We start from the raw sequence: 23985 nt of genomic DNA, 5'->3' as shown, positions 1-23985 counted from the left end.
CCCACACATCACCACCTCCAGGGGGACAAGATGCGGTTCAACCCGAAGGCCAGACTCGACACCAGCCGGACCTCCGGCGGTGGCGGTGGCGGGTTCGGTGGTGGAGGTGGCGGCCGGATCCCGATCCCCGGCGGCAAGGCGAGCGGTGGCATCGGCACCGTCATCGTGCTGCTGCTCTTCTTCCTCATCACCCAGTGCACCGGCGTCGGCCCGCAGGTCCTCGGCGACAGCGGAGGCACGACCTCGGTGGGCACCGGCACCTTCGGCGGCATGCAGGCGGCCGACGGCGGCGAGACCGGCGACTTCGGGTCGTGCCAGACCGGCGAGGACGCCAACAACGACGAGAACTGCGCCTTCGTCGCCCTCGAGAACTCGATGACCGGCTACTGGGACTCCCAGCGCGACCTCTCCGGCCGGTTCCAGCCCGAGCAGGCGGTCGTGATCTTCTCCGACCAGGTCCAGACCGGCGGCTGCGGCTCCGCGTCGAGCTCGGTCGGCCCGTTCTACTGCCCGGCCGACCAGACGATCTACCTCGACCCGACGTTCTTCGACTCGATCTTCGAGCAGCTCGGCGGGCAGGACACCACCTTCGTACGCGCCTACGTGCTCGCCCACGAGTACGGCCACCACATCCAGAACCTGCTCGGCACCATGGGCCAGGTGCGCACCCAGCAGGGTCCTGAGTCCGATGCCGTACGCCTGGAGCTGCAGGCCGACTGCTACGCCGGCATGTGGACCGCCGCCGCGGAAGGCGACGGGTTCATCGTCGATATCTCGGACCAGGACATCACCGAGGGCATCGATGCCGCCAAGACCGTCGGCGACGACCACATCCAGTCCCGCACCACCGGCCGCGTCGACACCTCGCAGTACACCCACGGCTCCTCCGAGCAGCGGATCGCCTGGTTCCGGAAGGGCATGACCACCCCCGACTCGATCGCCGGCTGCGACACGTTCAAGGCGCGGGATCTCGACAACCCGTAGGCCCGGCGCAGGGATACCCGGTTAACCGGGTATCCCTGCACTTCTCGGGCATTGCAACACCCGAGAAGTGCAGGCATTGCCTGAACGGTGTTGCAGATGTGACGCCTGCGACCCAGCGGCTCACATCTCGAGCAGCGCCTCGACCAGCGGTGCCTGCTTCTGCAGCGTCCGCAGGTGGGGCGCGACGGCGGGGTGGCGGAACTTCGCGAGCAGCGGTCCCTCCCCCGGCTTGATCCGGCTCAGCGCCCACTCGGCGCGGCTCAGCGCGGTGTAGACGGCGCTGATCTGCGCACCGAGCGTCACCTCCTCACGGGTTGCGACGCCGGCAGGCAGCCCCAGGACGTACGCCTCCAGCAGCGGCTCGAACGACTCCCGGGCGTGCAGCAGATAGAGCCCGAGGTCACCGCCGACGGGGCCGTGGCCCAGGCTCGACCAGTCGATCGCGATCAGCCGCTCGCCGTCGTCGGTGCGGCCGAGAAGGTTCTGCGGCGCGGGGTCGCCGTGCTGGGCGACCTGGGGCAGCTCGTCGAGGAGGTTGGTGAAGCGCCCGCGCCGCTCCCACAGGGTGTGGGCGATGTCCGCGGCCGTCGTACGCATCATGGTCGGCCAGCCGCCGTTGTACTCCACCCGCGCGATCCGGTCGCGGAACTGGTCGCGCGCCAGCCAGCGCGCCTCGCCCAGGTCCGCGCCGGCGAAGCGGCCCATGGAGAGCGCCGCGAAGAGCCCGGAGTTGGCGGCGTCCTCGACCCACTCGCTGGTCAGGGTGATGCCCTCGTCGTCCTCGGCGACGCTCGTACGCGCGCCGATCATGCCCGGGGAGTCGTCGACGAGCCCCGAGGTGGCGACGTCGGCCGCCCGCCGCCAGTAGGCGAAGTGTCGCCGGCGGCTCAGCTCGGCCGGATCGTACGCCCCCGGCTGCCCGAGCCGCTTGACCACGACCGGCTCCTGCTCCTCGCCCACAGCAGTGCGCCAGACCCCCAGCGTGGAGGGTCCGGTGCCGCCGGGGAGGACGAGCCACCCTGGGTCGGGCTGCCACATGCTTGCCAAAGTAGCGCATCCTCGCAGGTCGCAACGGCACTCACCGCCGGGAGGCGACGACGGGATGCTGAGTTTGATCCTGGGGCCGATATGGTTGAGCCGATGTCCGAGACTGACTACTGCGAGCTGTGTGACCTGCCGAAGTCACAGTGCATCCATGGGCGGCCCCCGGCCCCGCCCGCTCCGGCTCCAGTGAAGAAGCCGACAACCCGGGTACGCAAGACCACGACGAGCTCGACGGCCGCCGCGCCGAAGGTCGTCACCAAGTCCGCTCCCCGCAAGTGGACCCCGCCGGCCGCCTTCGCGCCGCTCATCCTCGAGATCCTCGAGACCGCCGGTGGATCGATGTCTGCCGACGACGTTCTCGACGAGCTCGAGAGCCAGCTGGCTGACAGCCTCCTCCCGGGTGACTTCGAGACCACCCCGGAAGGCGAGCTCCGCTGGCGCTACGCGGCGCGCCGTGCCCGTCAGACGCTGCTGACCGACGGCCTGATGGTCAAGGGTTCGCCAGGAGTCTGGCAGCTCCCCTGACGCGTCAGCGGTCGGCGTTGAGGACCTCGATCCGCACCTTCTGGGCCTCCTCGATCGCCTGATCGAGTACCGCACGGTTGGGGTCCTGCACGGCCAGCCACGGTCCGGTCACGTCGAGCGACGCCAGCCGCCGGTCCGCGAGCACGTCGTCGACACCGCCGTGGTCGCCGCCGGTGACGAGCGGGCCTCGCAGCCCGTCGAGGATCCGGGCGGCATGCTCGGCCGCCGCCTCGTACGCGGCGCTGGCCTGGTTGGCGCGGCGCCGGGCGAAGCGCTGCTGGCTCCAGCCGCCCGCCTTGGTCTTCCCCTGGACGTGCCGCCGCCCGATCTTGTGGTCGGCGATCTCGCCGCCGCTCATCCGGGCGATCGCGAAGCCGCCCTTGCGCACCAGCAGCAGGCCCCAGTCCCGCGGCGAAGCGGAGGCGGCGATGAACGCCTCGACGTCGGCCGGCCCGGCGTACGTCTTCTCGAACGGCAGCGCCGCGATGAACGAGGATCCGTCGGCCGCGGCACCGGTCAGCGCGCCGGAGTCGACCCCGAGCCGGGTCTCGCCGTGGCGCGCGGCGAAGTTGTCGACCCACCGCTGGATCCGAGCGACCGGGACGGCGACGTTGGGCATGTCCGTACGCTACCGGTCCAGGCCACGCAGCAGCCGAGGTGGCGCGATGTGGCGATAGGCGTCCTCGCAGATCTCGGCGACCTCGTCCCAGTCGACGTCGCCATCGAGCCGCATGCCGACCCAGCCACGCCCACCGACGTAGGGAGGCACGAAGAAGCGCTCGGGATCGTCACCGACGACCTCGGCCTGCACCCCCGCCGCGGCGGCCGCCCACAGATGCGGCTCGTCGCGTCCATGATGTCCCTGCGGCCACAGCATCACGAACTGCTTCTTCACGAAGAACCCGGGAGCGCCGTGGGTGACCCGCTCAGCGCTCTCCGGGAACCCGAGGCAGATCTCACGGACCCGCTCGGTCAGCTCGGTCGGTGTCATCCGCTCACACCCGGGTTCCGGATCAGTCCGGCTTCGGCCAGACGAGCTCGAACTGCTCCATCACGACCGGCATGTCCTCGCTGAACTCGTGGTCGGGACCGGCGAACTCGGTGAAGAAGCGTTCGTGCACCTCGCGCCAATACTCGAGCGACAGGTCGCCCTCGCCCTCCAGTCGCGCGAACTCCGCCGGGACCTCCCGGAACGGGGCCACGTCGACCTGAGTGGTGGCGATGAGGGCTCGTGGATGACCGGAGCCGTCGAGGATGATGCTCATGCCACCCACGGTCGGGAACGGCTCGTCTCCGCTCTCGAAGTCCCACTGCGCAGTGGCGGTCGCCGTCTTCACCCCTTCGAGGACGAGCTCGAGCAGCCCGTCTGCCTCTTCCGGCGTCCCGCCGAACGCCCACGCCGGTGGCTGCAGCGCTTCCAGCGGGGACGCACCGAAGTAGCCCGGCGCGGCGCTGAGATGGGCGTGATGCTTCACGTCCTCCCAGAACGCAGCAACCTCTGCCTCTTGCTCAGGGTTGTCGGGAACCATGACGGCGTCGTCGCTCATAGGCGACACTCAACCACAGTTGGCGCTAGCCGTGCCGGGACTCGACGGAGGTACGCGGCGTGGCTGTTCGCGCGCTCACCAGACGGGCCCGGGCGCGCCAGCCGAGGCCGACGTAGAGGGGCTCGCCCATCTCGCTGGCGACCAGAACGCCATGGACGGCACCGGCCTCGCGGGCGGCCGAGACGAGCAGGCTCATCACCGCACCGCCGAGACCTCGGCGCCGATGGTCGGGCTCGGTCTGGATCCGGTCGGCGACGGCGTCGGCACCGATGACGGCGATCCGCCCACGGGCCGCGACGTCCTCGCCCACGCGGACCGTCACGGTGATGAGGCCGCCGTCGCGATCCACCTCGGCGAGATAGCCCTCCGGAAGCCGCCGGAACGCGTGGTCGGCGAGCTGGATCGACATCAGCGCCTCCTCACCATCATTGGCGACCAGCCCGGCCTCGACGAACCATGGGCGTACGCCCGCAGGCGACTCGGTCACCACGGACAACCACGCTTCGGGCGTGGCCCGGGCGGTGTCGACGAGCCCGGCGAGCGTGTCCGCGTCGTCGGTCGCCACCCACTCGACCCGGCGTCCCGGCTCCGCCACCTCCACGCGTACGCCTCCGGGCACCGCCGCAGGGCGGGGAAAGCCCCGGGCGTATGCCCAACCGCGGGCCCATCGGGAGACCAAGTCCGCAAGGTCGGTGTCCGCCGCCGCAGCGGACAGTGCGGCCTGACGGCCGCGGTACCACTCCCCCAGCACCGTCGCGACCAGCACGGCGACGGCCAGGCCGAACGCCAGCGGATCCAGGGTGAACAACCCGATCACCGTGAGGCCCACCGCGGCGACGTACCCGAACCAGATCCGACCAGGAGCCTCCACGTCCGGGGAGCCTACCCGGGTCAGCCGAGACGCTCCCGCAACGTCGCCACCCCTGGCCCGTCGAGATCCGCCAGCGCGACCGACCGGCCGGAGAGCGCCATCGCCAGGGCCTCGCTGGGACCGGCGACCTCCTCGCTCGACCCGTTCGCCGCCGTCCACGACCAGTCCTGGTCGGTCGCGCGCAGCGCGAGCCCGTCGAGCCGGCCGGCCGGGACCACCCCGAGCGAGGCCTGCTTGGTCGGCAACCAGTCGAGCACCGCGCCCCAGTCCTCGAGCGGGACGTCGGTGTCGAGACCGAGCGGCCGGGCGCAGTCACGCAGGTGGATGCAGTGGTCGGTGAACTGCCCCATCGGACCGACGCCGGGCGCCGGCACCCGCTTGGTGGCGTACGTCCTCAGCAGCCCGGTCAGCTCGGCCACCGGCCGCCGCGCCTGCTCCTCGGCGATCGCGGCCGAGGCCCGGTCGATGGAGCCTCGGGCCAGCAGCGTGCGCCACAGCAGCCGCCCGATCCCGACCGAGAAGGGCATCGCGCTGTGGCCCAGCACCTCCCTCACCGTCCAGGCCGAGCACAGGCTCTGTGTCTCCAGCTGGGATACGTCGAGGCCGTCGAAGAAGTCGGCGAGCAGGCGGCGGTTGGCTGCGGTGCGGGCGGCTACGTCCATGACTCCATCGTGTCAGGCCGCGGCCTCCGCGACAGGCTCCACCACCGGCTTCGTCCCGGCGTACACTTCTCGGTCGATCTCGTCCGCGCCGTGCGCCACCAGCAGAGCGACCATGGTGTCTCCGTTCACGTTGAGGAACGTACGCAGGATGCCGGTGAACCAGTCCACCGCGATGAGCAGCCCAGCGGCCTCGATGGGCAGGTCCAGGGACGTGGCCAGGAAGATCGCGACGACCGGGAACCCGCCGGGCACCGTGATCGTGCCGATGTTGAGCAGCACCGCGAGCGCCATCCCGAGCGCGATGTCGCCAGGGGAGAGCGAGACGCCGGAGGCCTGGGCGAGGAACAGCACCACGATCGTGTAGTTGAGCACCGCGCCGCACGAGCCCATCGTCATCCCCAGGCAGAGCGTGAAGTCCGCAACCCGCTTCGAGATCCCGAACTTCTCGACCGCGTTCTTCAGCACCGTCGGGAAGGTGACCGCCGACGAGGTGGTGGTGACGGCCACGACGGTCTGCTCGGCGAGCTTCGCGGGCAGGCGCAGCGGGTTGAGCCGGGTGACGGCGACGACCACGACGACGTAGAGGGCGGAGATGATCACCACGCCGGCCAGGGTCGTGCCCAGGTAGGCGAGCGCGGTCGTGACCACCCCGAATCCGACGCGTCCGGCGAGATCGGCGAGGAGGCAGAAGACGCCGATCGGCGCCAGGAACATGACGTACTTGATCATCAGCAGGACGATCGCCTGGATCTGCTCGAAGAAGGTGAGCACGACGGTCGGGCCGTTCATCGCGGTGTAGCGGTTGAGCGCGAGACCGAAGATCAGGGCGAAGACGATGATCGGCACCATCGCGCCGGTGGCCATCGCCTCGACCACGTTGGTGGAGACGAAGCCGGTCACGGTCTGCTGCCAGCCGACCGCGGTCGCCGCGGCCGAGTCGGTCAGGGTCGGGTCGAGGTCGCCGTCATAGCGCATCCCCGCTCCCGGCTCGATCAGCTCCGCCAGCCCCCAGCCGACGAAGGCGGCGACCACCGCGAACCCCAGCATCCAGCCGAAGGTAGCCCCGGCCAATCTGCCGGCGCCCGCCCCGGTCATCGCGCCCGTCGCGACGATCACCGAGGAGGCGACCAGCGGGACGATCGACATCTGGATCAGCCGGATGAAGATGTCGCCGACGAACTTGAGGTTCGCCGCCCACTCCCCCACCACCAGGCCGAAGACGATGCCGGCGACCGCACCGGCGAGGATCAGGACGGCTGGGGACTTCAAGACCTTCATCGGGTCTCCTAAGCGTCGACGACGGTGGATCCTGGACGCTAACGAGGCCGCGTACGCCGCCGGTTAAGCCGTCGTCACCGGCACGTTTCCCGCGACAAACCAGTGGTCCCGGCTGGGGCGGGGTGAATACCATTGATGTCATGCGCGAGACCACGATCTGCAAGCACCTGGGCCGACCGGTCCAGGACGTGGAGTTTGCGCGCTCGGAGCCGCAACGAACGTAGGTGCTCACCGCATCCACCAGGGCCGCTCCGATCGAATCGGAGGCGGCCCTTTCTCATGTCCAACAGCATCACCAGGAGGTGAACGAGATGGAGATCATCACACTCTTCGGAGAGGGCAACAGCTCGAAGACCTACGAGCTGACGCTGAAGCACCCGACTCCCCGGACCGACGAGTGGGCCTGCGTGGGCGAGGACCCGGAGCTCTTTCATCCCGAGGACCTCACCCAGCTCGCCGAGGCGCAGCAGGTCTGCGCCGACTGCCCGATGCGGCAGACCTGCCTCGAGCTCGGCACCGCCCGGCGGGAGTGGGGAGTCTGGGGCGGTGTGCTCCTGGAGAGCGGCAAACCTCGGGACACCCCCAGAACCCCCGGACGAAAGCCCTACAAGCGCAGCCAGGAAGCGATCGCGCGCGCCCGCCGCGTCGCCTGAAATGACGTGGGAGTCCTGGGGTCACCCAGTGACCTCAGGACTCCCACGTCGGGCGAACCCTCAGACGTTGAACCCGAGAGCGCGCAGCATCTCGCGACCGTCGGGGGTGATCTTGTCCGGGCCCCAGGGCGGCATCCAGACCCAGTTGATGTGCACGTCGTTGACCATGCCCTCCAAGGCCTGCGAGGTCTGGTCCTGGATGACGTCGGTCAGCGGGCAGGCCGCCGAGGTCAGCGTCATGTCGATGACCACGTTGGAGTGGTCCTCGATGTGCAGGCCGTAGATCAGACCCAGGTCGACGACGTTGATGCCGAGCTCGGGGTCGACGACATCCTTCATCGCCTCCTCGACATCCTCGATCTTCAGGCTCGCACCCTCGACCGTGGACGTACGCATCCCCTGCCACTCGGGCGCCTCGTGACCGTGCCCATGGCCGTGGCCGGAGTGGTCATGCCCCGCGTGGTCGTGACCTGCGTGGTCGTGCTCAGTGTGGTCGGTCTCAGTCATCAGTTCTCCTCGGCGACAGTCTTCGCGGCGGCGTCTTTCCAGGCCATCCACGACAGCAGCGCGCACTTGATCCGGGCGGGGAACTTGGCGACGCCGGCGAAGGCGATGCCGTCCTCCAGAATGTCCTCGTCGGGCTCCACCTGGCCCTTGCCCTGCATCAGCCGCAGGAACTCCTCGTGGATCACCATCGCCTCGTCGACCGTCTTGCCCACGACCAGGTCGTTGAGCACGGAGGCCGAGGCCTGCGAGATGGAGCAGCCGAGGGCGTCGTAGGAGATGTCCTCGATCTTGCCGCCGTCGACGTGGAGCCGCAGGGTGATCTCGTCACCGCAGGTCGGGTTGACGTGGTGAACCTCCGCCTCGAAGGGGTCGCGAAGACCCTTCCCGTGCGGGTTCTTGTAGTGGTCCAGGATGATCTCCTGGTACATGCTCTCGAGGTTCGCGGCAGTCATCACTTGTCCAACTTGAAGAACGTGCGTACGTATTCCAACCCCTCGACCAGCGCGTCGATCTCGGCGGGCGTGGTGTAGAGGTAGGACGACATCCGGTTGGAGGCCTGGACGCCGAACCGCTGGTGGGCGGGCTTGGCGCAGTGGTGCCCGGCGCGGATGGCGACGCCCTTGGAGTCGAGCACCTGGGCCACGTCGTGCGGGTGCACGCCGTCGAGCTCGAAGGCGATCGCGCCTCCGCGCTTGGCGGCGTCGGCCGGGCCGAGCACGGTCACACCCGGGACGGTGGCGAGGCGCTCCAGCGCGTAGGCCGTGATCGCCTGCTCATGGGCGTGGACGTTCTCCATCCCGACGTGCATGAGGTATTCCAGCGCCGCACCGAGACCCACGGCCTCGGCGATCGGCGGGGTGCCGGCCTCGAACTTGTGCGGGATCGGCGCGTAGGTCGACTTCTCCATCGTCACCGTGGCGATCATCTCGCCGCCACCGAGGAACGGCGGCAGCGCCTCGAGCGCGGCACGCCGGCCCCACAGGACGCCGATGCCGGTCGGGCCGACGACCTTGTGGCCGGTGAAGGCGAGGAAGTCGGGACGCTCCTCCTCGGCCATGCCGGCCAGGTCGATCGGCAGCACCGGGGCGGCCTGCGCAGCGTCGACGACGACCAGCGCACCGACCTCGTGGGCCTTGCGGGCGATCTCGGCGATCGGGTTGATCGTGCCGAGCATGTTGGAGACCCAGGTCAGCGCGACGATCTTGGTCGCCGGCGTGATCAGCTCGTCGATGTTCGACAGGTCGAGCTCACCGGAGTCGGTGAGTCCGAACCACTTCAACGTCGCACCCGCGCGCTGCGTGGCGAGCTGCCACGGAACGATGTTGGAGTGGTGCTCCATCTCGGTGGTCACGACCACGTCGCCGGCGGCCAGCGGCACCGTGTTGGCGACCAGGTTGAGCGCCTCGGAGGCGTTCTTGGTGAAGATCACCTCGTCGCGCTCGGGCGCGCCGAGGAAGCGCGCGACGGTGTCGCGGGCCCCCTCGAACGCCTCGGTCGCCTCGGCACCCAGGTGGTGCATCGCCCGAGCGATGTTGGCGTTGTGCCGCTCCAGGTGATCGACCATGGTGTCGATCACGATCTGCGGCTTCTGCGAGGTGTTGGCGCTGTCGAGGTAGACCAGCGGGGTCTCGCCGCCGTCGAAGGTGCGCTCCAGGATCGGGAAGTCCTTGCGGACCAGATCCAGGTCGGGCAGCAGACCCTTCATGTCAGACCCCTGCCGCGACGTACTTCTCGTAGCCGTTGGCCTCCAGCTCCTCGGCCAGGTCCGGGCCACCCGACTCCGCGATCCGGCCGGCCACGAAGACGTGCACGTGGTCAGGCTTGATGTAGCGCAGGATGCGGGTGTAGTGGGTGATCAGCAGGACCGACTTGCCGTCGCGGGCACGGAAGTCGTTGATCCCCTCGGAGACGACCTTGAGCGCGTCGATGTCGAGGCCGGAGTCGATCTCGTCGAGCAGCGCGACGGCCGGGTCGAGGATGTCGAGCTGGGCGATCTCGTGGCGCTTCTTCTCGCCACCGGAGAAGCCCTCGTTGACCGAGCGCTGCGAGAAGGTCGGGTCCAGGTGCATCTTGTTCATCGCACCGTTGACGTCCTTGACCCACGTACGCAGCTTGGGGGCCTCGCCGTCCAGCGCCGTCTTCGCGGTGCGGAGGAAGTTGGCCACGCTCACGCCGGGAACCTCGACGGGGTACTGCATCGCCAGGAACAGCCCGGCCTTGGCGCGCTCGTCGACCGACATCTCCAGAACGTCCTCACCGTCGAGGGTGACGGTGCCGCCGGTGATGGTGTACTTCGGGTGGCCGGCGATCGAGTAGGCAAGCGTCGACTTGCCCGAGCCGTTGGGGCCCATGATCGCGTGGGTCTCGCCGGAGTTGATCGTCAGGGTCACGCCCTTGAGGATCTCCTTGGCACCGTCCTCGGTGTTCACCGAGACCGTGAGGTCCTTGATCTCAAGCGTGCTCATGCGGTTGCGTCCTTCTCGATAAGGGTGTTGATGTTCTTGGCGAGCTCGGCCTCGACCGTGCCGGTCAGCTTCTCCTCGAGCTCGGGGACACCGATCTGACGGATCAGGTCGTTGAAGAAGCCGTGCACGACCAGGCGCTTCGCCTCGGTCTCGGAGATGCCGCGGCTCTGCAGGTAGAAGAGTTGCTCGTCGTCGAACCGGCCGATCGCCGACGCGTGACCCGCGCCCTCGATCTCGCCGGTCTCGATCTCCAGGTTGGGCACGGAGTCGGCCCAGGCACCGTCGGTGAGGATGAGGTTGCGGTTCTCCTCGTACGTCTCGATGCCCTCGGCCTCCTTGCGGATCAGCACGTTGCCGATCCAGACCGCGTGGGCCTTCTCGCCCTGCAGCGCGCCCTTGTAGATCACGTTGGACTTGGTCTTCGGGGCGGTGTGGTCGACGAAGAGACGGTGCTCGATGTGCTGACCGGCGTCGGCGAAGTAGAGGCCGAGCGACTCCACGGAGCCGCCGGGGCCGGAGTACTCCGCCGAGAAGTCGTGACGCACCACGTCGCCGCCGAAGCTCACCGAGACGTGCTTGAGGTTGGCGTCGCGGCCGACCTTGGCGTGCTGGGTGGAGAGGTGGACGGCGTCGTCGGCCCAGTCCTGGACGGAGACGACGGTGAGGTCGGCGCCGTCCTCGACGACGATCTCGATGTTGTCGGCGACGACGGCAGAGCCCTCGAAGACCAGCACGACGGTCGCCTTGGCGAACTTCTCCGCCACGATCACCGCGTGACCGGCGCCGGCGGTCTCCGAGCCGGTGCCGTGGTGGCGGATCACGGTCGCGCCCTCGACGACGGTGTCGGTCGGGATCCGCACGACGGTCGCGCCGGTGCTGGCCGCCCAGGCCCGCGCCGAGACACGGTCGGTCGGGACCAGGCCCGAGCTGCCGCGTACGTCATCGTCGGCCGCGACGGTCTCGACGGTCACGCCCGTGGCCGCCTCGACCTCCACCTTGGTCGCACCGTCGGCGAACGGGGCGTTGTCGTGGATGCCCTTGAGGCGCTTGAGCGGGGTGAACCGCCAGATCTCCTCGCGACCCTTCGGCACCTCGTGCGCCTCGACGTCGAAAGAGCCTTCCGGGTGGAGGTGGGACTCGACCTTGTCGAGCTCCAGGGCCTCCTGCACAGCTGCGGTCATCAGCCGACCGCTCCTTCCATCTGCAGTTCGATCAGGCGGTTGAGCTCGAGGGCGTACTCCATCGGGAGCTCCTTGGCGATCGGCTCGACGAAGCCGCGCACGATCATCGCCATCGCCTCGTCCTCGGCCATGCCGCGGGACATCAGGTAGAACAGCTGGTCGTCGGAGACCTTCGAGACCGAGGCCTCGTGACCCATCGAGACGTCGTCCTCGCGGATGTCGACGTAGGGGTAGGTGTCCGAACGCGAGATCTGGTCGACCAGGAGCGCGTCGCAGAGCACGTTGGACTTCGAGCCGTGCGCGCCCTCGTTGATCTGGATCAGGCCGCGGTAGGAGGTGCGGCCACCGCCACGCGCAACGCTCTTCGACAGGATCGACGAGGAGGTGTTCGGGGCGGCGTGCACCATCTTGGCGCCCGCGTCCTGGTGCTGGCCCTCGCCGGCGAAGGCGATGGAGAGCGTCTCGCCCTTGGCGTGCTCACCCATCAGGTAGACCGCCGGGTACTTCATGGTCACCTTGGAGCCGATGTTGCCGTCGACCCACTCCATGGTCGCGCCCTCCTCGCAGGTGGCGCGCTTGGTGACCAGGTTGTAGACGTTGTTCGACCAGTTCTGGATGGTCGTGTAGCGAACGCGGGCGTTCTTCTTCACGATGATCTCGACGACCGCGGAGTGCAGCGAGTCGGACTGGTAGATCGGCGCGGTGCAGCCCTCGACGTAGTGAACGTAGGAGCCCTCGTCGGCGATGATCAGGGTGCGCTCGAACTGGCCCATGTTCTCGGTGTTGATCCGGAAGTAGGCCTGCAGCGGGATGTCGACGTGGACGCCCTTGGGCACGTAGATGAAGGAGCCACCCGACCACACGGCGGTGTTCAGCGCAGCGAACTTGTTGTCGCCGACCGGGATCACCGTGCCGAAGTACTCCTGGAAGATCTCCGGGTGCTCCTTGAGCGCGGTGTCGGTGTCGAGGAAGAGCACGCCCTGGGCCTCGAGGTCCTCGCGGATCGAGTGGTAGACGACCTCCGACTCGTACTGCGCGGCGACACCGGCGACCAGGCGCTGCTTCTCCGCCTCGGGGATGCCGAGCCGGTCGTAGGTGTTCTTGATGTCCTCGGGCAGGTCCTCCCACGAGGTGGCCTGCTTCTCCGACGAGCGCACGAAGTACTTGATGTTGTCGAAGTCGATGTCCGAGAGGTCGGAGCCCCAGGTGGGCATCGGCTTGCGGCCGAAGAGCTTGAGGCCCTTCAGGCGCAGGTCGAGCATCCACTGCGGCTCAGACTTCTTGCCGGAGATGTCGCGGACGATGGCGTCATTGAGACCGCGCTGTGCCGCAGCACCGGCGACGTCCGAGTCGGACCAGCCGAACTCGTACTTGCCGATGCCCTTCAGCTCGGGGTTGAGCTCCTCGATGGAGGTCATGTCGTGACCTGCTCCTTCTTCTTCGAAACTTCGCCGGGACCGGAGGATCCAGGAGGGATGTGCGTCGTGCAGACTCCGTCGCCGTGGGCGATGGTGGCCAAGCGTTGTACGTGGGTGCCGAGCAGCTTCGCGATCGCCTCTGTCTCCGCCTCGCAGAGCTCGGGGAACTCCTGGGCGACGTGGGCGACCGGGCAGTGCTGCTGGCACAGCTGCTCACCTGCGTCGTGACCGTTGATCAGCGGCAGCTCCCTGACGGAGGCCGCATAGCCGTTGGCCGTGAACACATTCGCAAGCACCTGCGCGGGGCTGAGATCCGTCTCGCCGGCGGCGATCCGGTCCAGTCCCTGCTTGATGAACGCCGCGCGGCGCTCCGCGAATTCCCGCACGGCCTCTTCGCCGGCCACCTCGGAGAGGAACCGCAGCGCCTCGACCGCCAGGTCGTCGTACTTCTTCTCGAAGCCGTCCCGACCCTGGTCGGTGAGCGCGAAGAGCTTGGCCGGGCGGCCCCGCCCACGCGTGGACGCGGTGCGCGGCTGACGCTGCTCCACCGCCTCCTCCTCGGCCAGCGCGTCCAGGTGGCGCCTGACCGCGGCCGGGGTGAGATCGAGCCGCTTGGCCAGCGTCGCAGCGGTCTGCGGGCCGTCGACGAGCAGCGACCGAGCGACCCGCTGGCGGGTGCTCTCCTCGCTGGTCTCTGCGGGCTGCAGAGTGCTCTCGTCGAATTTCACAACACCATTGTGACGTTATTCCCCCAGGCGATTCAACGAAGGCAACCCTTACTTGCCCGCTGGCCGGTGACGACGTGTCGTACGTCACCCCGGATCAGCCCGTCGGCATCCCGTCAAGGGTCGGAGAGGCGAGGGCGGCGACGCCGACGTAGACGGCGTCGGGCGGCAGCCAGCGGGTGCCGCGGTCTGAGCGCAGGACCGTGCGACCGCGTTCGAGGTCGAAGATGCCGACCCGGATGCGGCCGCCGGAGCGTACGACCGCCACCTCGCCGCGCTTGGGTCGGCGGGGGTTGATCACGAGGTCGGAGCCGGGCGGGAGGCCTCGCGAGGTGAGGTGGGCGCCGACAAGTCTGTGGACCAGAGTCTCGTCCTGCGGTGCAGGCGCAGGTGCCCGCCGCGCGGGCGTGGGCAGAGCACCGGGAACGACGTCGAACGGCAGCGGTACGTCGCGCCGGGACGCGCCGCCAGTCGATCTCATGTTCGAAAGCGTACCCGTCCGGGACGGCCCGCGGAACCGTGGAACGAGGACTCGTCATGCGCCCCGCTCTCCCACTCGTCGCGCCGGCCCGGGAGACTGTGGCCATGACGGTCAACGACCCCACCGACTGGGATACCGCCTACGTCCGCGGCACGACCGGCTGGGACCTCGGCGCTCCCCTGGCCTACGTCGAGGAGAACGCGGCGCTCTTCGGCGAGCCCGGCACCGCCTTCGCGCCCGGCGCCGGTCGTGGGCACGATGCGGCAGGGTTGGCGGCTGCCGGATGGCGTACGACGGTCGTCGACCTCTCCCCCACGGCGGCCGCCTACGCCGCGGAGCACTACCCGGACATCACCTACGCGGTCGGCGACGCTCTCGATGCCGACGTCGTCCTGGCCGCGACCGGCGGGCCGGTCGACCTGATGTGGGACCACACCTTCTTCTGCGCGCTGCCGCCCGACTGGCGCGGCCGGGTCGGCGACCTGGCCCGTGCGGTCGTACGCCCCGGCGGCCGGGTCGCGTCGGGTGTCTTCCCGATCGACCGTCCGAGGACGGAGGCGGGCCCGCCGTGGACGTACGTCCCCGAGGACATGACCCGCGCGCTCGGCCCGGACTTCGACCTGGTCCACGTCTCCGAGCCGCGCCGACTGAACCCACGGATGCCGTGGAGCCACCGCCTCGGGATCTGGCAGCGCCGTCTCAGCGTTCACGCAGCGGCGTCGCGGCACTCGACGCCCTCGGTCTGAGCGGCTGGTCGGCGACGCTGAAGGTCTTCTTCGCCTCCGTGCGCGACATCCTCCGCCCCGACCCATGGGAGGCGGAGCGTGGTTGACGCCACGGCCCCTCAGCTCGAGGGCAGCTGGTAGGCCGTCGTCTCGCTGTCCTCGCGCGCCGCGTCGACGCCGCCCACCAGCAGCAGGTCACCGACCTTCGTCACCACGGCGGGTGCGTTCTCGACGGAGCCGACGACTTCCTCGGAGCCGTCATCGAGGTCGCGACGGAGCACGCTGTAGCCGGCCTCGGACCGGGTGTCACGACCGATGTAGACGCCCTTCTCGTCAGCCCCCAGGAAGATGTCGCCGGCTTCGCTCGCCCGACTCCAAGCCTCAGTGCCCGAGGTCAGATCCCACGTTCGCACGGCGCCGTCCGCGGCGGCGTCGGACCCGGACAGCTCCTCGTCGTAGGCGCCGGCGATCCGGTCTCCCACGACGTCGGCCAGCCCGAGCGTCGGCGTCGCAGCGCCGGCATCCAGGGACCTGCCGACGATCCTTCCCAGCTGACCGGTGCGTGGGTCGATCATGCGAGCGCCCTGGACCCCCTCGATCCATACGTCGGCGACGATCGGTTCGGTGGCGTAGACGGCGCCCACCTGTGGGTGGTCGCCGGCGACGGTCCACAGGCGCTTGCCGGTATCGACGTCGAAGCCGCTGAGGCCGTCCTTCTCTGGAACCAGTGCGGTGTTGCCGGTAGTGGCGACCCGGCACCCGAACGAGCCCAGCTCGGCGGCACCGTCGCGAGCCATCAGCGGTTCCAGTCGATCACCGGACGCCGCCTCCCAGCGCTCGACCGCGCAGTCGGTCGTGACCGACACGGTCGTCTCGGTCAACCCGACCATGCCACCGCCCTCGGAGCGTCCACCGATCGACTCGAACGTCGCTGACCACACGATGTCGCCGTCGGAGGTGTCCACGACCGTGACCCGGTTGCAGCCATGAGATCCAGGCGGGTGGTCACGCACCGCGACGAGCCCGGCCTGGTTCACCGGCGAGATCTCGCACACGTTCTCCTCGAGAGGCAGATGCCAGGCTTCCTCGCCGTTGGCGAGGCGTACGGCTTCGATCCGGGAGGAGTCGATGTTGGCGTAGATCCACAGCTCGTCGGTCGCCGTCCAGGAACCCGAGGACAGGAACTCGCTCTCCGGACCGCCTGCTCGAGACCACTTCTCGGCCAGCGCTGACCCCGCTCCGTCCGTCTCTCCGCAACCGACGAGCAAGGTGCCGGCCAACACGAACGTCGCCAGCAACCTCTGCTGAGATTTCATGGGCCTCAACGTTAAGACCCCTCACGATCCCGGTGTCGGCTTTCCAGAAACCAGCCACGACGCAACTGCACTGGAGAAGTGGTCATTTTGGGCCCTCGGCAGGTCGCCTTCGGGCCCAAATTGACCACTTTCCTATTGCTGCCTCAGCCCTTCACACAGAGCAGCGTGCGCAGCCGAGCCTCCACGGAGACCAGATCCGTCTGTGCCTCGATGACGCTCTCCAAGGACTTGTACGCACCGGGGATCTCGTCGACGACACCGACGTCCTTGCGGCACTCGACTCCCTCGGTCTGCGCGGCGAGGTCGGCGACGCTGAAGGTCTTCTTCGCCTTCGAACGCGACATCTTCCGTCCCGCGCCGTGGGAGGCGGAGCAGTAGGACGCCTCATTGCCGAGCCCGCGGACGACGTACGAACCGGTGCCCATCGATCCCGGGATCAGCCCGTACTCGTCGGACTTGGCCGAGATCGCGCCCTTCCGGGTGACGACCAGGTCCACGCCGTCGTACGTCTCCCGGGCGACGTAGTTGTGGTGAGCGTTGACCTCTCGGCCCCACACGACCTCGGGGAAGAAGCGCGCGAAGACGCTCTTGACCGTAGCCATCATGATCCGCCGGTTGAGCTTGGCGTAGTCCTGAGCCCAGTAGAGGTCGTGCAGGTACGCGTCCATCTCCGCGGTGCCGGCCAGGAAGACCGCCAGGTCGCGGTCGGGCAGGCCGAGGTTGTGCTCGAGCCCCTTGGCCGCGTAGATGTGCCGCTCGGCGATCTCCTTGCCGATGTTGCGGCTGCCGGAGTGCAGCATCAGCCACATCACGCCGTCGTCGTCGGCGGTCACCTCGATGAAGTGATTTCCACCGCCGAGCGAGCCGCACTGCGCGACCGCCCGCTTGTGCCGGTCGCCGAGCTTCGGCGCCCGCAGCTCCTCGAAGCCGCCGAAGAGCTTGTCGAAGGCGACCTTCAGCTTCAGGTCCTTGCGGACGACGCCGGCCTGGCCGTCGTTCGCCTGGAACCCGACCGGGACCGCCTCCTCGATCGCAGAGCGCAGCGGGCCGAGGTCGTCGGGCAGGTCGCTGGTCGTGACGGAGGTCTTGACCGCCATCATCCCGCAGCCGATGTCGACACCGACCGCGCTCGGCGAGACGGCGTCCTTCATCGCGACCACGCAGCCGACCGTGGCGCCCTTGCCGAGATGCACGTCCGGCATGACACGTACGCCGTGCACCCAGGGCAGCTTGGAGATGTTGCGCAGCTGGTCCTGGGCGGCGTGCTCGATCTCGTGCGGGCGCGCCCACATCAGGGTCTCGGCCTTGGCGCCGGCCAGGGCGATCGGGAAATCGTTCGTCATCTCTTTCTCTCCTTCGACAGGGCCGGGGCATGCGAAAAGGGCCGCTCCGGCCGGGTTCTTGCGGCGGGAGCGGCCCTTTCAGGTCGGCGCTGATGCTCAGCGCGTCGGCGGCTCCTGGCCGATGCGGTCCGAGCGGAGGTCGGAGCGCAGGCAGGCTTCGCTCGCCAGACCGGGGTTCCCGGCGGCGGAGCGGATCTCGACCGGCCTGCGCATGCTCATCTCCTCGTGGTGTGTCTGTGTGTCGGAAACGGTAGTCAGCGGCGTACGTCTGGTGCCACTGGTTTACGCCAGGCGGGCGGGGAAGCCGCCGGTGGCGACCGGGCCCCAGCGCTTCGGGGTGATCCGAAGGAGGGACTTGCCCTGGTCGACCATCGCCTGGCGGTACTCGTCCCAGTCGGAGTGCTCGCCGGAGATGTTGCGGAAGTAGGTGACGAAGGCGTCCAGGGCCTCCTCGCCCGCGGACGCGTCGAGCACCTCGGCCTCGCCGTCGACCTGGACCCAGGCGCCGTTCCACTCATCCGAGAGAACCATGACGCTGACCTGCGGGCGACTGCGGGCGTTGCGGGTCTTGGCGCGTTCGGGGTAGGTCGCGATCACGATCCGCCCGTCGTCGTCGACGCCCCCGGTGACCGGCGAGAGCTGCGGGGACCCGTCGGCTCGGCTGGTCACCAGGATCATCTGGTGGCGGGGACGTACGAACTCCAGGAGCCCCTCGAGATCAACGGTCGTGTTCGTCGCGATCGTGCGTGCCATGGTCACCAGCCTGCCAGGTGAACCCGTCCGGGTCCGTGAAGGCCTCGCTGCCGCCGCCCAGGACGATTCCGTACGCAGCGTCCGGGTCGACCGCGACACCGGTCTCCTTCTCCAGGGCACGCCGGGGATAGATCGCGAGCTGGACGGCACCGGGAGCGGCCTCGAACTCGGCGTACTTGCCGCCGAAGCTCCGCTTCACCCCCAGTCCGCGCTCGGCGTAGAACCGCTTGGTCGCCTTGACGTCGGCGACGCCGAGGAGCAGGACGATGTCGTCGATCTCGCGGGTGGCGGGGCCGTTGTCCTTCTTCGCCGAGGTCGCGATCTTCCAGATCGAGCCGTCGGGGGCCTGGACGATGCCGCCGTAGCCCCAGAACGACTTCTCGACCGGCTTGAGAGAGGTGGCACCGGCCGCGAGCGCGGAGTCGACGAGGCTGTCGACCGTCGAGGGCTGGCCGACGACCAGGGAGATGGTGAACGGCCGGCCGGTGTCGGTGCCCAGGCCCTGGCGTACGGAGATCTGGTCGGTGAGCCCGAAGGCCTTCTCGTAGAACGCCCGGGCGTCCGTGGGGTCTGCAGCGTCGAGGGTGATGGTCTGAAGTGTGAACATGTCTCGACCTTAGGAATCCCGGGGCCTTGCGGGCTTCTCGATTCCTGACCGCCTTGCTTGTTGATCTTCTGAGCAGAAATTGTGTCTGAGACACCGCGTCATAGGCATGGGGGCATCACGTCTCATCCCCGCGTTGGCCGTCCTTCGGTGGGAGTTGGGCGGCCAACGTCCTGACAGGCACCTAAGAATCCATGGGATCGCACCTAGGCGATTGGGCCGGTGGCGTACGCCTTCTTAGACTGCCGCCGTGGACTCTTCCGTCGCCAGGCCTGCTGTCGAGGTACGCGACCTGCGCATGACCTATGGCGACAAGACGGCCGTCGACGGACTCACGCTGAGCGTCGCGGAGGGCTCGATCACGGCCGTGCTCGGGCCCAACGGTGCCGGCAAGACGACGACCCTGGAGACCTGCGAGGGCTACCGGAAGCCCCAGCAGGGGACGGTTCGCGTCCTCGGGCTCGACCCGATCGCCGACCGCAAGCAGCTGCTCCCCCGGATCGGGGTGATGCTGCAGGGACAGGGCGCCTGGAGCGGCGTACGCGCGATGGAGATGCTCAAGCACATCGCCCGGCTGCACGCGCATCCGCTCGACGTCGACTACCTGGCCGAGCGGCTGGGCCTGGGCGAGTGCGGCCGCACCCCCTACCGGCGGCTCTCGGGCGGGCAGCAGCAGCGGCTCGGGCTGGCGATGGCGCTGGTGGGCCGTCCGGAGCTGGTGTTCGTGGACGAGCCCACGGCGGGGATGGACCCGCAGGGGCGGCGTACGACCTGGGAGCTGCTGCGCGAGCTCAGGCAGGACGGCGTCACCGTCGTGCTCACCACGCACTACCTGGAGGAGGCCGAGGAGCTGGCCGACCAGGTGCACATCATCGACCGCGGCCGGATGATCGCCTCGGGCACTCCGCTGGAGCTCACCCGCGGCGGCGCGACCGCCACCGTGCGGCTGGTCGTGACCAAGCCGTTCCCACCCGGCGCGCGCGAGTCGCTGCGCAAGGCGCTCGGCGAGGACACCGAGGTCACCCTGCTCGACGAGCGCTCGATGCGGGTCACCGGCAAGGCCGACCCGACCACGCTCGCCAAGGTGAGCCGCTGGTGCGAGGAGAACGACGTCCTCCCGGAGTCGCTGACCCTGGGCCGCCGGAGCCTCGAGGACGTCTTCCTCGATCTCACCGGCGGTCTTCACCTCACCGAGGGGATCGAGCATGTCTGAGGTCGCCACGGGGACCTTCACCCCCAAGCCCGGCGGTGCGCCGATCACCCAGCAGGTGGTCGCCCAGGCGCTGATGGAAGCCAAGCTGATGCTCCGCAACGGAGAGCAGCTCCTGCTGGCCGTCGTGATCCCGGTGATGGTGCTCGTCGGCGGCGTCACCGCCGGCAACGCCATCGACCTCGACCTCGGCACCGACCGCCCGCTGGTCGACCTCCTGACCCCCGGCGTCCTTGCGCTGGCCATCATGTCGACGAGCTTCACCAGCCTCGCGATCGCGACCGGCTTCGAGCGGCGCTACGGCGTGATCAAGCGCCTCGGCGCCTCACCGCTCCCCCGGACCGGCCTGCTCGCCGGCAAGGTGCTCGCGCTCGGCTGCGTACAGCTCGTGCAGCTCTTCGTCATCGGCGCCGTCGGCCAGATCCTCGGCTGGACCCCTGCCGCGGGGTTCGGCACCGTCCTCGCCTTCTTCCTCGCCATCGCGATGGGCACGCTGGCCTTCGCCTCGCTCGGGCTCTTCGTCGCCGGCGTGCTGCGGGCCGAGGCGACGCTGGCCGCCGCCAACCTCATCTACCTGCTCCTCCTGGCCGGCGGTGCCGTCGTGCTGCCGCTGACGGCGTACGGCGCCTACGGCGACGTCGCCCGCTGGCTCCCCTCGGGCGCGCTCGGAGAGGCCGTACGCACCGCCTTCCTCGACGGCGTCCCGGCCTGGCGAGACCTCGGGGTGCTCCTCGTCTGGGCCCTCCTCGGCTCGACCCTCACAGCTAGGACCTTCAAGTGGGAATGACCACCACCGAACCCTCCACCGACCCGGGCCCCTCGGCCAAGGACAAGGTCCTCGGCTGGCTCCGCGCGCATGCGTTCGGGCTGGCCATCGCCAACCTCGTCGCCAACATCGGGATCGTGGTGACCGGTGCGGTGGTCCGGCTGACCGGCTCCGGCCTCGGCTGCCCCACCTGGCCCAAGTGCACCGAGGAGTCCTACGTGGCTCACGAGGCGCTCGGGATCAACGGCGTCATCGAGTTCGGCAACCGGCTGCTGACCTACGTCCTGGCCGCGATCGCCATCACCGTCGTCATCGCCGTGTGGAACCGCCGCGGCACCATCCGCACCCTGGCGATCGTCATCGCCCTCGGTGTCCCGCTGCAGGGTGTCATCGGCGGCATCACCGTCCTCTCCGAGCTCAACCCCTACGTCGTCGCGCTCCACCTGCTCGCCTCGATGGCGATGGTCGGCCTGTGCGTGTGGCTGCTCGACGACCTCCGCTCCCCGGAGCGTGAGGCCGCGCCACGCACCGTACGGATCGCCGCTCTGGTCACCTTCGTCGTCGGCTGGCTCTCCCTCTGGCTCGGCACGGTCGTGACCGGCTCCGGCCCCCACTCCGGCGACCTCGAGTCCCGCCGCACCGGCCTCGACCCGGCCCTGATGTCCCACATCCACGCCTACGCCGTGTACGCGCTCATCGCCGCGACCCTGGTCACGCTGTGGCTGGGCCGCAAGCACGCGTACGTCCGTCAGGTCACGATCGTCCTGCTGGTCATCGAGCTCGCCCAGGGCCTGATCGGCTGGGTGCAGTACCTCACCGACCTTCCCGTCCTCCTGGTCGGCTTCCACATGCTCGGCGCCGCCCTCATCTCCGCCGGCCTGGCCCGCGTCGTCTGCTCGGTCCGCGCTCACGCCTAGCCCCGACGTGGTCGGCTCCCGTCAGAGCAGCGCCCCGTTGTGGATGTACGTCGCGGGCGGAGCCATCCCGCGAACCCCCAGGTAGCCGTCGGTGCCGAGGCTCAGGCGACAGGCGAGCCCGACGTCCGTCGCCCACTGGTTGGCGGCGGTGACATGGCCGACGACGGCCCGCTCGTCCGTGGTGCGCGCCAGGCACTCCCACAGCAGCCGGACCGCGGTCTCCTCGTCGAGGGCGGCGAGCAGCGCGGGGCCGCTGGTGCCGACATAGGCATACCCACGACCCGCGGTGTCGACGACCAAGGTACCCATCGACGCCAGTGTCTCGTGATCGGGACCGTGGCCCGCGCCGCGGGCCAGCCGGTCGATGCTGTCGAGGAGCCCGACGTCGTCGAGCGAACCCTGCCGCAGTCCGCCGACGGCCGGCAGGGCTGAACGGTCGACCTGGCCCCACAGGACCATCTGCGGGTGCAGGTCGAAGCCTGCCAGCCGGTAGCGCCGGACCGCCTTCGGGTCATCGCTCGCGGACAGCATCCACCGCGGGCAGTCCGCCCCGTGCTGGGCGGCGAGGGAGAGGATGCGCTTGCCGACCCCTTGCCCCTGCAGCCCCGGACGTACGGCATAGGTCGCCAGCGCCCAGACCGCATCGTCGCGGCGGATCGAGGTCGCGAAACCGGCGAGCCCGTGCTCGTCGACCGCGACGACGCGCCCCTCCGGGTCGGTGTCCAGGAACCGCCGCGTACGCCGGTTCCACTTCTCCGCCTGCTCGGCGGGCCGCTTCGCCGGCTCGGTCTCGTGCGGCCGCCGGATCCGTACGTCGAGCTCGTAGAACGCCTCCGCGCTCAGCCGCTCCGCCGACGGGACGTCCTCGGGCTGCATCGACCGGATCTCCACGCCGGAACCCTATCGAGCCGCGCAGCGCGTCGCTCAGCCCGGCGGGCGGAGGTCTCAGCGCAGGAGCGGGTCGACCGCGAGGGCGACGAAGAGCAGGCTCAGGTAGAGGTTGCTCGAGTGGAAGAGCTGCATCGGGCGGATCTTGGTGAGGTCCTCGGTGCCCTTGGCTCGCGCGTGCAGCTGGTGGGCCTGGACGAGGAAGACGGCGCCGAGGCCGATCGCTGCGACCGGGTAGAGCCAGCCGGTGGAGGCGAGGGGCCACAACAGCAGCGAGGTGGCGACCATGACCCAGGAGTACGCCACGATCTGAGCGCCCACGTAGCGGGCGGACTTGACCACCGGCAGCATCGGCACGTCGACCTGGGCGTAGTCCTCGCGGTAGCGAAGCGCCAGGGCCCAGGTGTGCGGCGGGGTCCAGAAGAAGACGACCATGAACAGGATCAGCGGCTCCCAGTTCACCGAGTTGGTGACCGCGGTCCAGCCGATCAGGGTCGGGAAGCAGCCCGCGATGCCGCCCCAGACGATGTTCTGCGTGGTGCGCCGCTTGAGCAGCATCGTGTAGACGAAGACGTAGAACGCGTTGGCGGCCACCGACAGCCCGGCCGAGAGCCAGTTGACGAAGAGGCCGAGCACGACCACCGACAGCACCGCGAGGACCGACCCGAAGATCAGCGCCGCCCGCGGGGTGACCACGTGCCGCGGCAGAGCCCGGCGTCGCGTACGCCTCATCTGCTCGTCGATGTCGCGGTCGTAGACGCAGTTGAAGACCGAGGCCGAGCCGGCCGAGAAGATCCCACCGACGACCGTGGCCGCGACCAGGCCGACGCCCGGGACACCCTGGGCGGCGAAGAACATCACCGGCACGGTGGTGAGCAGCAGCAGCTCGATCACGCGGGGCTTCGTCAGGGAGACGTACGCCGAGATGACATCGCGCATTGACGCGCGGTCGCTACGCTGGTCGAGGTCGGGGACCGGCTGTTCGACGTGCGTCACTGAGAAGATCCTTCTCGATCGGGTTGAGGCTTCACATGCGGCTCATACAGGCAGTTCACAGCATGCGGCTCGCAGTCTAACCCGGGGCGTGAGTAGGCTCGGATTCGGCAGCCCCCACGGCCAGCC

General features: G+C 69.2%; 28 protein-coding genes. 7 read left to right on the top strand and 21 right to left on the bottom strand.

Annotated elements, in window-relative coordinates; translation table 11 throughout:
* The first annotated feature begins 30 nt into the window (after nucleotides 1-30).
* Entirely contained in the window at nucleotides 31-984 is a 954-nt protein-coding gene (ypfJ, locus tag ACW14X_RS26585) for a KPN_02809 family neutral zinc metallopeptidase (protein ID WP_160022655.1), read from the top strand.
* 120 nt (nucleotides 985-1104) lie between these two features.
* On the opposite strand, the gene ACW14X_RS26580 is transcribed toward ypfJ, so the two are convergent.
* Complete coding sequence (locus ACW14X_RS26580) at nucleotides 1105-2022, bottom strand: phosphotransferase (RefSeq protein WP_457163881.1); 918 nt, start codon at nucleotides 2020-2022, stop codon at nucleotides 1105-1107.
* 102 nt (nucleotides 2023-2124) lie between these two features.
* Here ACW14X_RS26580 and ACW14X_RS26575 point away from each other — a divergent pair, with 102 nt between their 5' ends.
* Nucleotides 2125-2553, top strand: a complete 429-nt coding sequence (locus ACW14X_RS26575) for a hypothetical protein (RefSeq protein ID WP_160022651.1) — start codon at nucleotides 2125-2127, stop codon at nucleotides 2551-2553.
* Between the two features lie 4 nt (nucleotides 2554-2557).
* On the opposite strand, the gene ACW14X_RS26570 is transcribed toward ACW14X_RS26575, so the two are convergent.
* Genes ACW14X_RS26570 through ACW14X_RS26545 form a run of 6 tightly spaced genes read right to left on the bottom strand, consistent with a single transcriptional unit; the run spans nucleotide 2558 to nucleotide 6911 of the window.
* On the bottom strand, nucleotides 2558-3172 hold the full coding sequence (locus tag ACW14X_RS26570; protein WP_457163880.1) for an acVLRF1 family peptidyl-tRNA hydrolase: 615 nt from the start codon (nucleotides 3170-3172) through the stop codon (nucleotides 2558-2560).
* A gap of 9 nt (nucleotides 3173-3181) precedes the next feature.
* Entirely contained in the window at nucleotides 3182-3544 is a 363-nt protein-coding gene (locus ACW14X_RS26565) for an MmcQ/YjbR family DNA-binding protein (protein ID WP_350714809.1), read from the bottom strand.
* A 22-nt stretch (nucleotides 3545-3566) separates the two neighbouring features.
* On the bottom strand, nucleotides 3567-4100 hold the full coding sequence (locus ACW14X_RS26560) for an ASCH domain-containing protein (protein ID WP_457163879.1): 534 nt from the start codon (nucleotides 4098-4100) through the stop codon (nucleotides 3567-3569).
* A 25-nt stretch (nucleotides 4101-4125) separates the two neighbouring features.
* Complete coding sequence (locus ACW14X_RS26555; protein ID WP_457163878.1) at nucleotides 4126-4971, bottom strand: hypothetical protein; 846 nt, start codon at nucleotides 4969-4971, stop codon at nucleotides 4126-4128.
* A 20-nt stretch (nucleotides 4972-4991) separates the two neighbouring features.
* Nucleotides 4992-5633, bottom strand: coding sequence for a maleylpyruvate isomerase family mycothiol-dependent enzyme (locus ACW14X_RS26550; RefSeq protein WP_457163877.1), 642 nt, complete (start codon nucleotides 5631-5633; stop codon nucleotides 4992-4994).
* Nucleotides 5634-5645: 12 nt separating this feature from the next.
* Nucleotides 5646-6911: a dicarboxylate/amino acid:cation symporter gene (locus ACW14X_RS26545; RefSeq protein ID WP_457163876.1), complete on the bottom strand. Its 1266-nt coding sequence runs from the start codon at nucleotides 6909-6911 to the stop codon at nucleotides 5646-5648.
* A gap of 311 nt (nucleotides 6912-7222) precedes the next feature.
* On the opposite strand from ACW14X_RS26545, the gene ACW14X_RS26540 reads away from it, so the two are divergent.
* On the top strand, nucleotides 7223-7564 hold the full coding sequence (locus ACW14X_RS26540) for a WhiB family transcriptional regulator (protein ID WP_160022637.1): 342 nt from the start codon (nucleotides 7223-7225) through the stop codon (nucleotides 7562-7564).
* Nucleotides 7565-7624: 60 nt separating this feature from the next.
* On the opposite strand, the gene ACW14X_RS26535 is transcribed toward ACW14X_RS26540, so the two are convergent.
* The 8 genes from ACW14X_RS26535 to ACW14X_RS26500 form a co-directional block, all read right to left on the bottom strand.
* Nucleotides 7625-7960 (bottom strand): metal-sulfur cluster assembly factor, encoded by a 336-nt coding sequence (locus tag ACW14X_RS26535; RefSeq protein ID WP_160028798.1) that lies wholly within the window; start codon nucleotides 7958-7960, stop codon nucleotides 7625-7627.
* 110 nt (nucleotides 7961-8070) lie between these two features.
* Complete coding sequence (sufU, locus tag ACW14X_RS26530; RefSeq protein WP_160022635.1) at nucleotides 8071-8523, bottom strand: Fe-S cluster assembly sulfur transfer protein SufU; 453 nt, start codon at nucleotides 8521-8523, stop codon at nucleotides 8071-8073.
* Nucleotides 8523-9776 (bottom strand): cysteine desulfurase, encoded by a 1254-nt coding sequence (locus ACW14X_RS26525; RefSeq protein WP_378820761.1) that lies wholly within the window; start codon nucleotides 9774-9776, stop codon nucleotides 8523-8525. The genes sufU and ACW14X_RS26525 overlap by 1 nt, the downstream gene beginning before the upstream one ends.
* A gap of 1 nt (nucleotide 9777) precedes the next feature.
* On the bottom strand, nucleotides 9778-10536 hold the full coding sequence (sufC, locus tag ACW14X_RS26520; protein ID WP_160022631.1) for a Fe-S cluster assembly ATPase SufC: 759 nt from the start codon (nucleotides 10534-10536) through the stop codon (nucleotides 9778-9780).
* Nucleotides 10533-11717: a Fe-S cluster assembly protein SufD gene (gene sufD / locus ACW14X_RS26515; RefSeq protein ID WP_350840455.1), complete on the bottom strand. Its 1185-nt coding sequence runs from the start codon at nucleotides 11715-11717 to the stop codon at nucleotides 10533-10535. The genes sufC and sufD overlap by 4 nt, the downstream gene beginning before the upstream one ends.
* Nucleotides 11717-13135 carry a Fe-S cluster assembly protein SufB gene (sufB, locus tag ACW14X_RS26510; RefSeq protein WP_160022627.1) on the bottom strand — a complete coding sequence of 473 codons (1419 nt, stop codon included), beginning with the start codon at nucleotides 13133-13135 and terminating at the stop codon, nucleotides 11717-11719. The genes sufD and sufB overlap by 1 nt, the downstream gene beginning before the upstream one ends.
* Complete coding sequence (locus ACW14X_RS26505) at nucleotides 13132-13863, bottom strand: helix-turn-helix transcriptional regulator (RefSeq protein ID WP_160022625.1); 732 nt, start codon at nucleotides 13861-13863, stop codon at nucleotides 13132-13134. The genes sufB and ACW14X_RS26505 overlap by 4 nt, the downstream gene beginning before the upstream one ends.
* A 94-nt stretch (nucleotides 13864-13957) precedes the next feature.
* Nucleotides 13958-14341 carry a hypothetical protein gene (locus tag ACW14X_RS26500; protein WP_160022623.1) on the bottom strand — a complete coding sequence of 128 codons (384 nt, stop codon included), beginning with the start codon at nucleotides 14339-14341 and terminating at the stop codon, nucleotides 13958-13960.
* Between the two features lie 104 nt (nucleotides 14342-14445).
* Between ACW14X_RS26500 and ACW14X_RS26495 the strand changes: the two genes are divergently transcribed.
* A complete protein-coding gene (locus ACW14X_RS26495; protein WP_457163875.1) occupies nucleotides 14446-15087 on the top strand; it encodes a methyltransferase domain-containing protein in 642 nt (213 codons plus the stop codon).
* A gap of 98 nt (nucleotides 15088-15185) precedes the next feature.
* Here the strand turns inward: ACW14X_RS26495 and ACW14X_RS26490 are convergent, their stop codons facing one another.
* The 4 genes from ACW14X_RS26490 to ACW14X_RS26475 all read right to left on the bottom strand — a co-directional run bounded on the left by ACW14X_RS26490 (nucleotide 15186) and on the right by ACW14X_RS26475 (nucleotide 19085).
* On the bottom strand, nucleotides 15186-16382 hold the full coding sequence (locus ACW14X_RS26490; protein WP_457163874.1) for an outer membrane protein assembly factor BamB family protein: 1197 nt from the start codon (nucleotides 16380-16382) through the stop codon (nucleotides 15186-15188).
* Between the two features lie 143 nt (nucleotides 16383-16525).
* Nucleotides 16526-17725, bottom strand: coding sequence for an RtcB family protein (locus tag ACW14X_RS26485; RefSeq protein ID WP_457163873.1), 1200 nt, complete (start codon nucleotides 17723-17725; stop codon nucleotides 16526-16528).
* A 282-nt stretch (nucleotides 17726-18007) separates the two neighbouring features.
* On the bottom strand, nucleotides 18008-18478 hold the full coding sequence (locus tag ACW14X_RS26480) for a PPOX class F420-dependent oxidoreductase (RefSeq protein WP_160022617.1): 471 nt from the start codon (nucleotides 18476-18478) through the stop codon (nucleotides 18008-18010).
* Complete coding sequence (locus ACW14X_RS26475) at nucleotides 18444-19085, bottom strand: glyoxalase (protein WP_457163872.1); 642 nt, start codon at nucleotides 19083-19085, stop codon at nucleotides 18444-18446. Before ACW14X_RS26475 ends, ACW14X_RS26480 begins: the two co-directional genes overlap by 35 nt.
* A gap of 247 nt (nucleotides 19086-19332) precedes the next feature.
* Between ACW14X_RS26475 and ACW14X_RS26470 the strand changes: the two genes are divergently transcribed.
* Genes ACW14X_RS26470 through ACW14X_RS26460 form a run of 3 tightly spaced genes read left to right on the top strand, consistent with a single transcriptional unit; the run spans nucleotide 19333 to nucleotide 21975 of the window.
* Nucleotides 19333-20295, top strand: a complete 963-nt coding sequence (locus ACW14X_RS26470; protein WP_457163871.1) for an ABC transporter ATP-binding protein — start codon at nucleotides 19333-19335, stop codon at nucleotides 20293-20295.
* Nucleotides 20288-21079, top strand: a complete 792-nt coding sequence (locus tag ACW14X_RS26465; protein ID WP_350840469.1) for an ABC transporter permease — start codon at nucleotides 20288-20290, stop codon at nucleotides 21077-21079. Before ACW14X_RS26470 ends, ACW14X_RS26465 begins: the two co-directional genes overlap by 8 nt.
* Complete coding sequence (locus ACW14X_RS26460) at nucleotides 21076-21975, top strand: COX15/CtaA family protein (RefSeq protein WP_457163870.1); 900 nt, start codon at nucleotides 21076-21078, stop codon at nucleotides 21973-21975. Before ACW14X_RS26465 ends, ACW14X_RS26460 begins: the two co-directional genes overlap by 4 nt.
* 21 nt (nucleotides 21976-21996) lie before the next feature.
* On the opposite strand, the gene ACW14X_RS26455 is transcribed toward ACW14X_RS26460, so the two are convergent.
* Both ACW14X_RS26455 and ACW14X_RS26450 read right to left on the bottom strand, forming a co-directional pair.
* The gene (locus tag ACW14X_RS26455) at nucleotides 21997-22866 is read right to left on the bottom strand and encodes a GNAT family N-acetyltransferase (protein WP_457163869.1); all 870 of its coding nucleotides are present in this window, start codon (nucleotides 22864-22866) and stop codon (nucleotides 21997-21999) included.
* Between the two features lie 54 nt (nucleotides 22867-22920).
* Nucleotides 22921-23859, bottom strand: a complete 939-nt coding sequence (locus ACW14X_RS26450) for a heme o synthase (RefSeq protein WP_160022609.1) — start codon at nucleotides 23857-23859, stop codon at nucleotides 22921-22923.
* Between the last annotated feature and the right edge of the window lie 126 nt (nucleotides 23860-23985).

This window comes from Nocardioides sp. YJ-D4, assembly GCF_054031495.1.
Note: the sequence above shows the minus strand (reverse complement) of the source record. Positions and strands in the feature narration are given on the sequence as shown.

Excerpts from the sequence above, each read along its gene's own strand:
- ypfJ (WP_160022655.1), top strand. The coding sequence starts at position 31 with ATGCGGTTCAACCCGAAGGCCAGACTCGACACCAGCCGGACCTCCGGC.
- ACW14X_RS26580 (WP_457163881.1), bottom strand. The coding sequence starts at position 2,022 with ATGTGGCAGCCCGACCCAGGGTGGCTCGTCCTCCCCGGCGGCACCGGA.
- ACW14X_RS26575 (WP_160022651.1), top strand. The coding sequence starts at position 2,125 with ATGTCCGAGACTGACTACTGCGAGCTGTGTGACCTGCCGAAGTCACAG.
- ACW14X_RS26570 (WP_457163880.1), bottom strand. The coding sequence starts at position 3,172 with ATGCCCAACGTCGCCGTCCCGGTCGCTCGGATCCAGCGGTGGGTCGAC.
- ACW14X_RS26565 (WP_350714809.1), bottom strand. The coding sequence starts at position 3,544 with ATGACACCGACCGAGCTGACCGAGCGGGTCCGTGAGATCTGCCTCGGG.
- ACW14X_RS26560 (WP_457163879.1), bottom strand. The coding sequence starts at position 4,100 with ATGAGCGACGACGCCGTCATGGTTCCCGACAACCCTGAGCAAGAGGCA.
- ACW14X_RS26550 (WP_457163877.1), bottom strand. The coding sequence starts at position 5,633 with ATGGACGTAGCCGCCCGCACCGCAGCCAACCGCCGCCTGCTCGCCGAC.
- ACW14X_RS26545 (WP_457163876.1), bottom strand. The coding sequence starts at position 6,911 with ATGAAGGTCTTGAAGTCCCCAGCCGTCCTGATCCTCGCCGGTGCGGTC.
- ACW14X_RS26540 (WP_160022637.1), top strand. The coding sequence starts at position 7,223 with ATGGAGATCATCACACTCTTCGGAGAGGGCAACAGCTCGAAGACCTAC.
- ACW14X_RS26535 (WP_160028798.1), bottom strand. The coding sequence starts at position 7,960 with ATGCGTACGTCCACGGTCGAGGGTGCGAGCCTGAAGATCGAGGATGTC.
- sufU (WP_160022635.1), bottom strand. The coding sequence starts at position 8,523 with ATGACTGCCGCGAACCTCGAGAGCATGTACCAGGAGATCATCCTGGAC.
- ACW14X_RS26525 (WP_378820761.1), bottom strand. The coding sequence starts at position 9,776 with ATGAAGGGTCTGCTGCCCGACCTGGATCTGGTCCGCAAGGACTTCCCG.
- sufC (WP_160022631.1), bottom strand. The coding sequence starts at position 10,536 with ATGAGCACGCTTGAGATCAAGGACCTCACGGTCTCGGTGAACACCGAG.
- sufD (WP_350840455.1), bottom strand. The coding sequence starts at position 11,717 with ATGACCGCAGCTGTGCAGGAGGCCCTGGAGCTCGACAAGGTCGAGTCC.
- sufB (WP_160022627.1), bottom strand. The coding sequence starts at position 13,135 with ATGACCTCCATCGAGGAGCTCAACCCCGAGCTGAAGGGCATCGGCAAG.
- ACW14X_RS26500 (WP_160022623.1), bottom strand. The coding sequence starts at position 14,341 with ATGAGATCGACTGGCGGCGCGTCCCGGCGCGACGTACCGCTGCCGTTC.
- ACW14X_RS26495 (WP_457163875.1), top strand. The coding sequence starts at position 14,446 with ATGACGGTCAACGACCCCACCGACTGGGATACCGCCTACGTCCGCGGC.
- ACW14X_RS26490 (WP_457163874.1), bottom strand. The coding sequence starts at position 16,382 with ATGAAATCTCAGCAGAGGTTGCTGGCGACGTTCGTGTTGGCCGGCACC.
- ACW14X_RS26485 (WP_457163873.1), bottom strand. The coding sequence starts at position 17,725 with ATGACGAACGATTTCCCGATCGCCCTGGCCGGCGCCAAGGCCGAGACC.
- ACW14X_RS26480 (WP_160022617.1), bottom strand. The coding sequence starts at position 18,478 with ATGGCACGCACGATCGCGACGAACACGACCGTTGATCTCGAGGGGCTC.
- ACW14X_RS26475 (WP_457163872.1), bottom strand. The coding sequence starts at position 19,085 with ATGTTCACACTTCAGACCATCACCCTCGACGCTGCAGACCCCACGGAC.
- ACW14X_RS26465 (WP_350840469.1), top strand. The coding sequence starts at position 20,288 with ATGTCTGAGGTCGCCACGGGGACCTTCACCCCCAAGCCCGGCGGTGCG.
- ACW14X_RS26460 (WP_457163870.1), top strand. The coding sequence starts at position 21,076 with ATGACCACCACCGAACCCTCCACCGACCCGGGCCCCTCGGCCAAGGAC.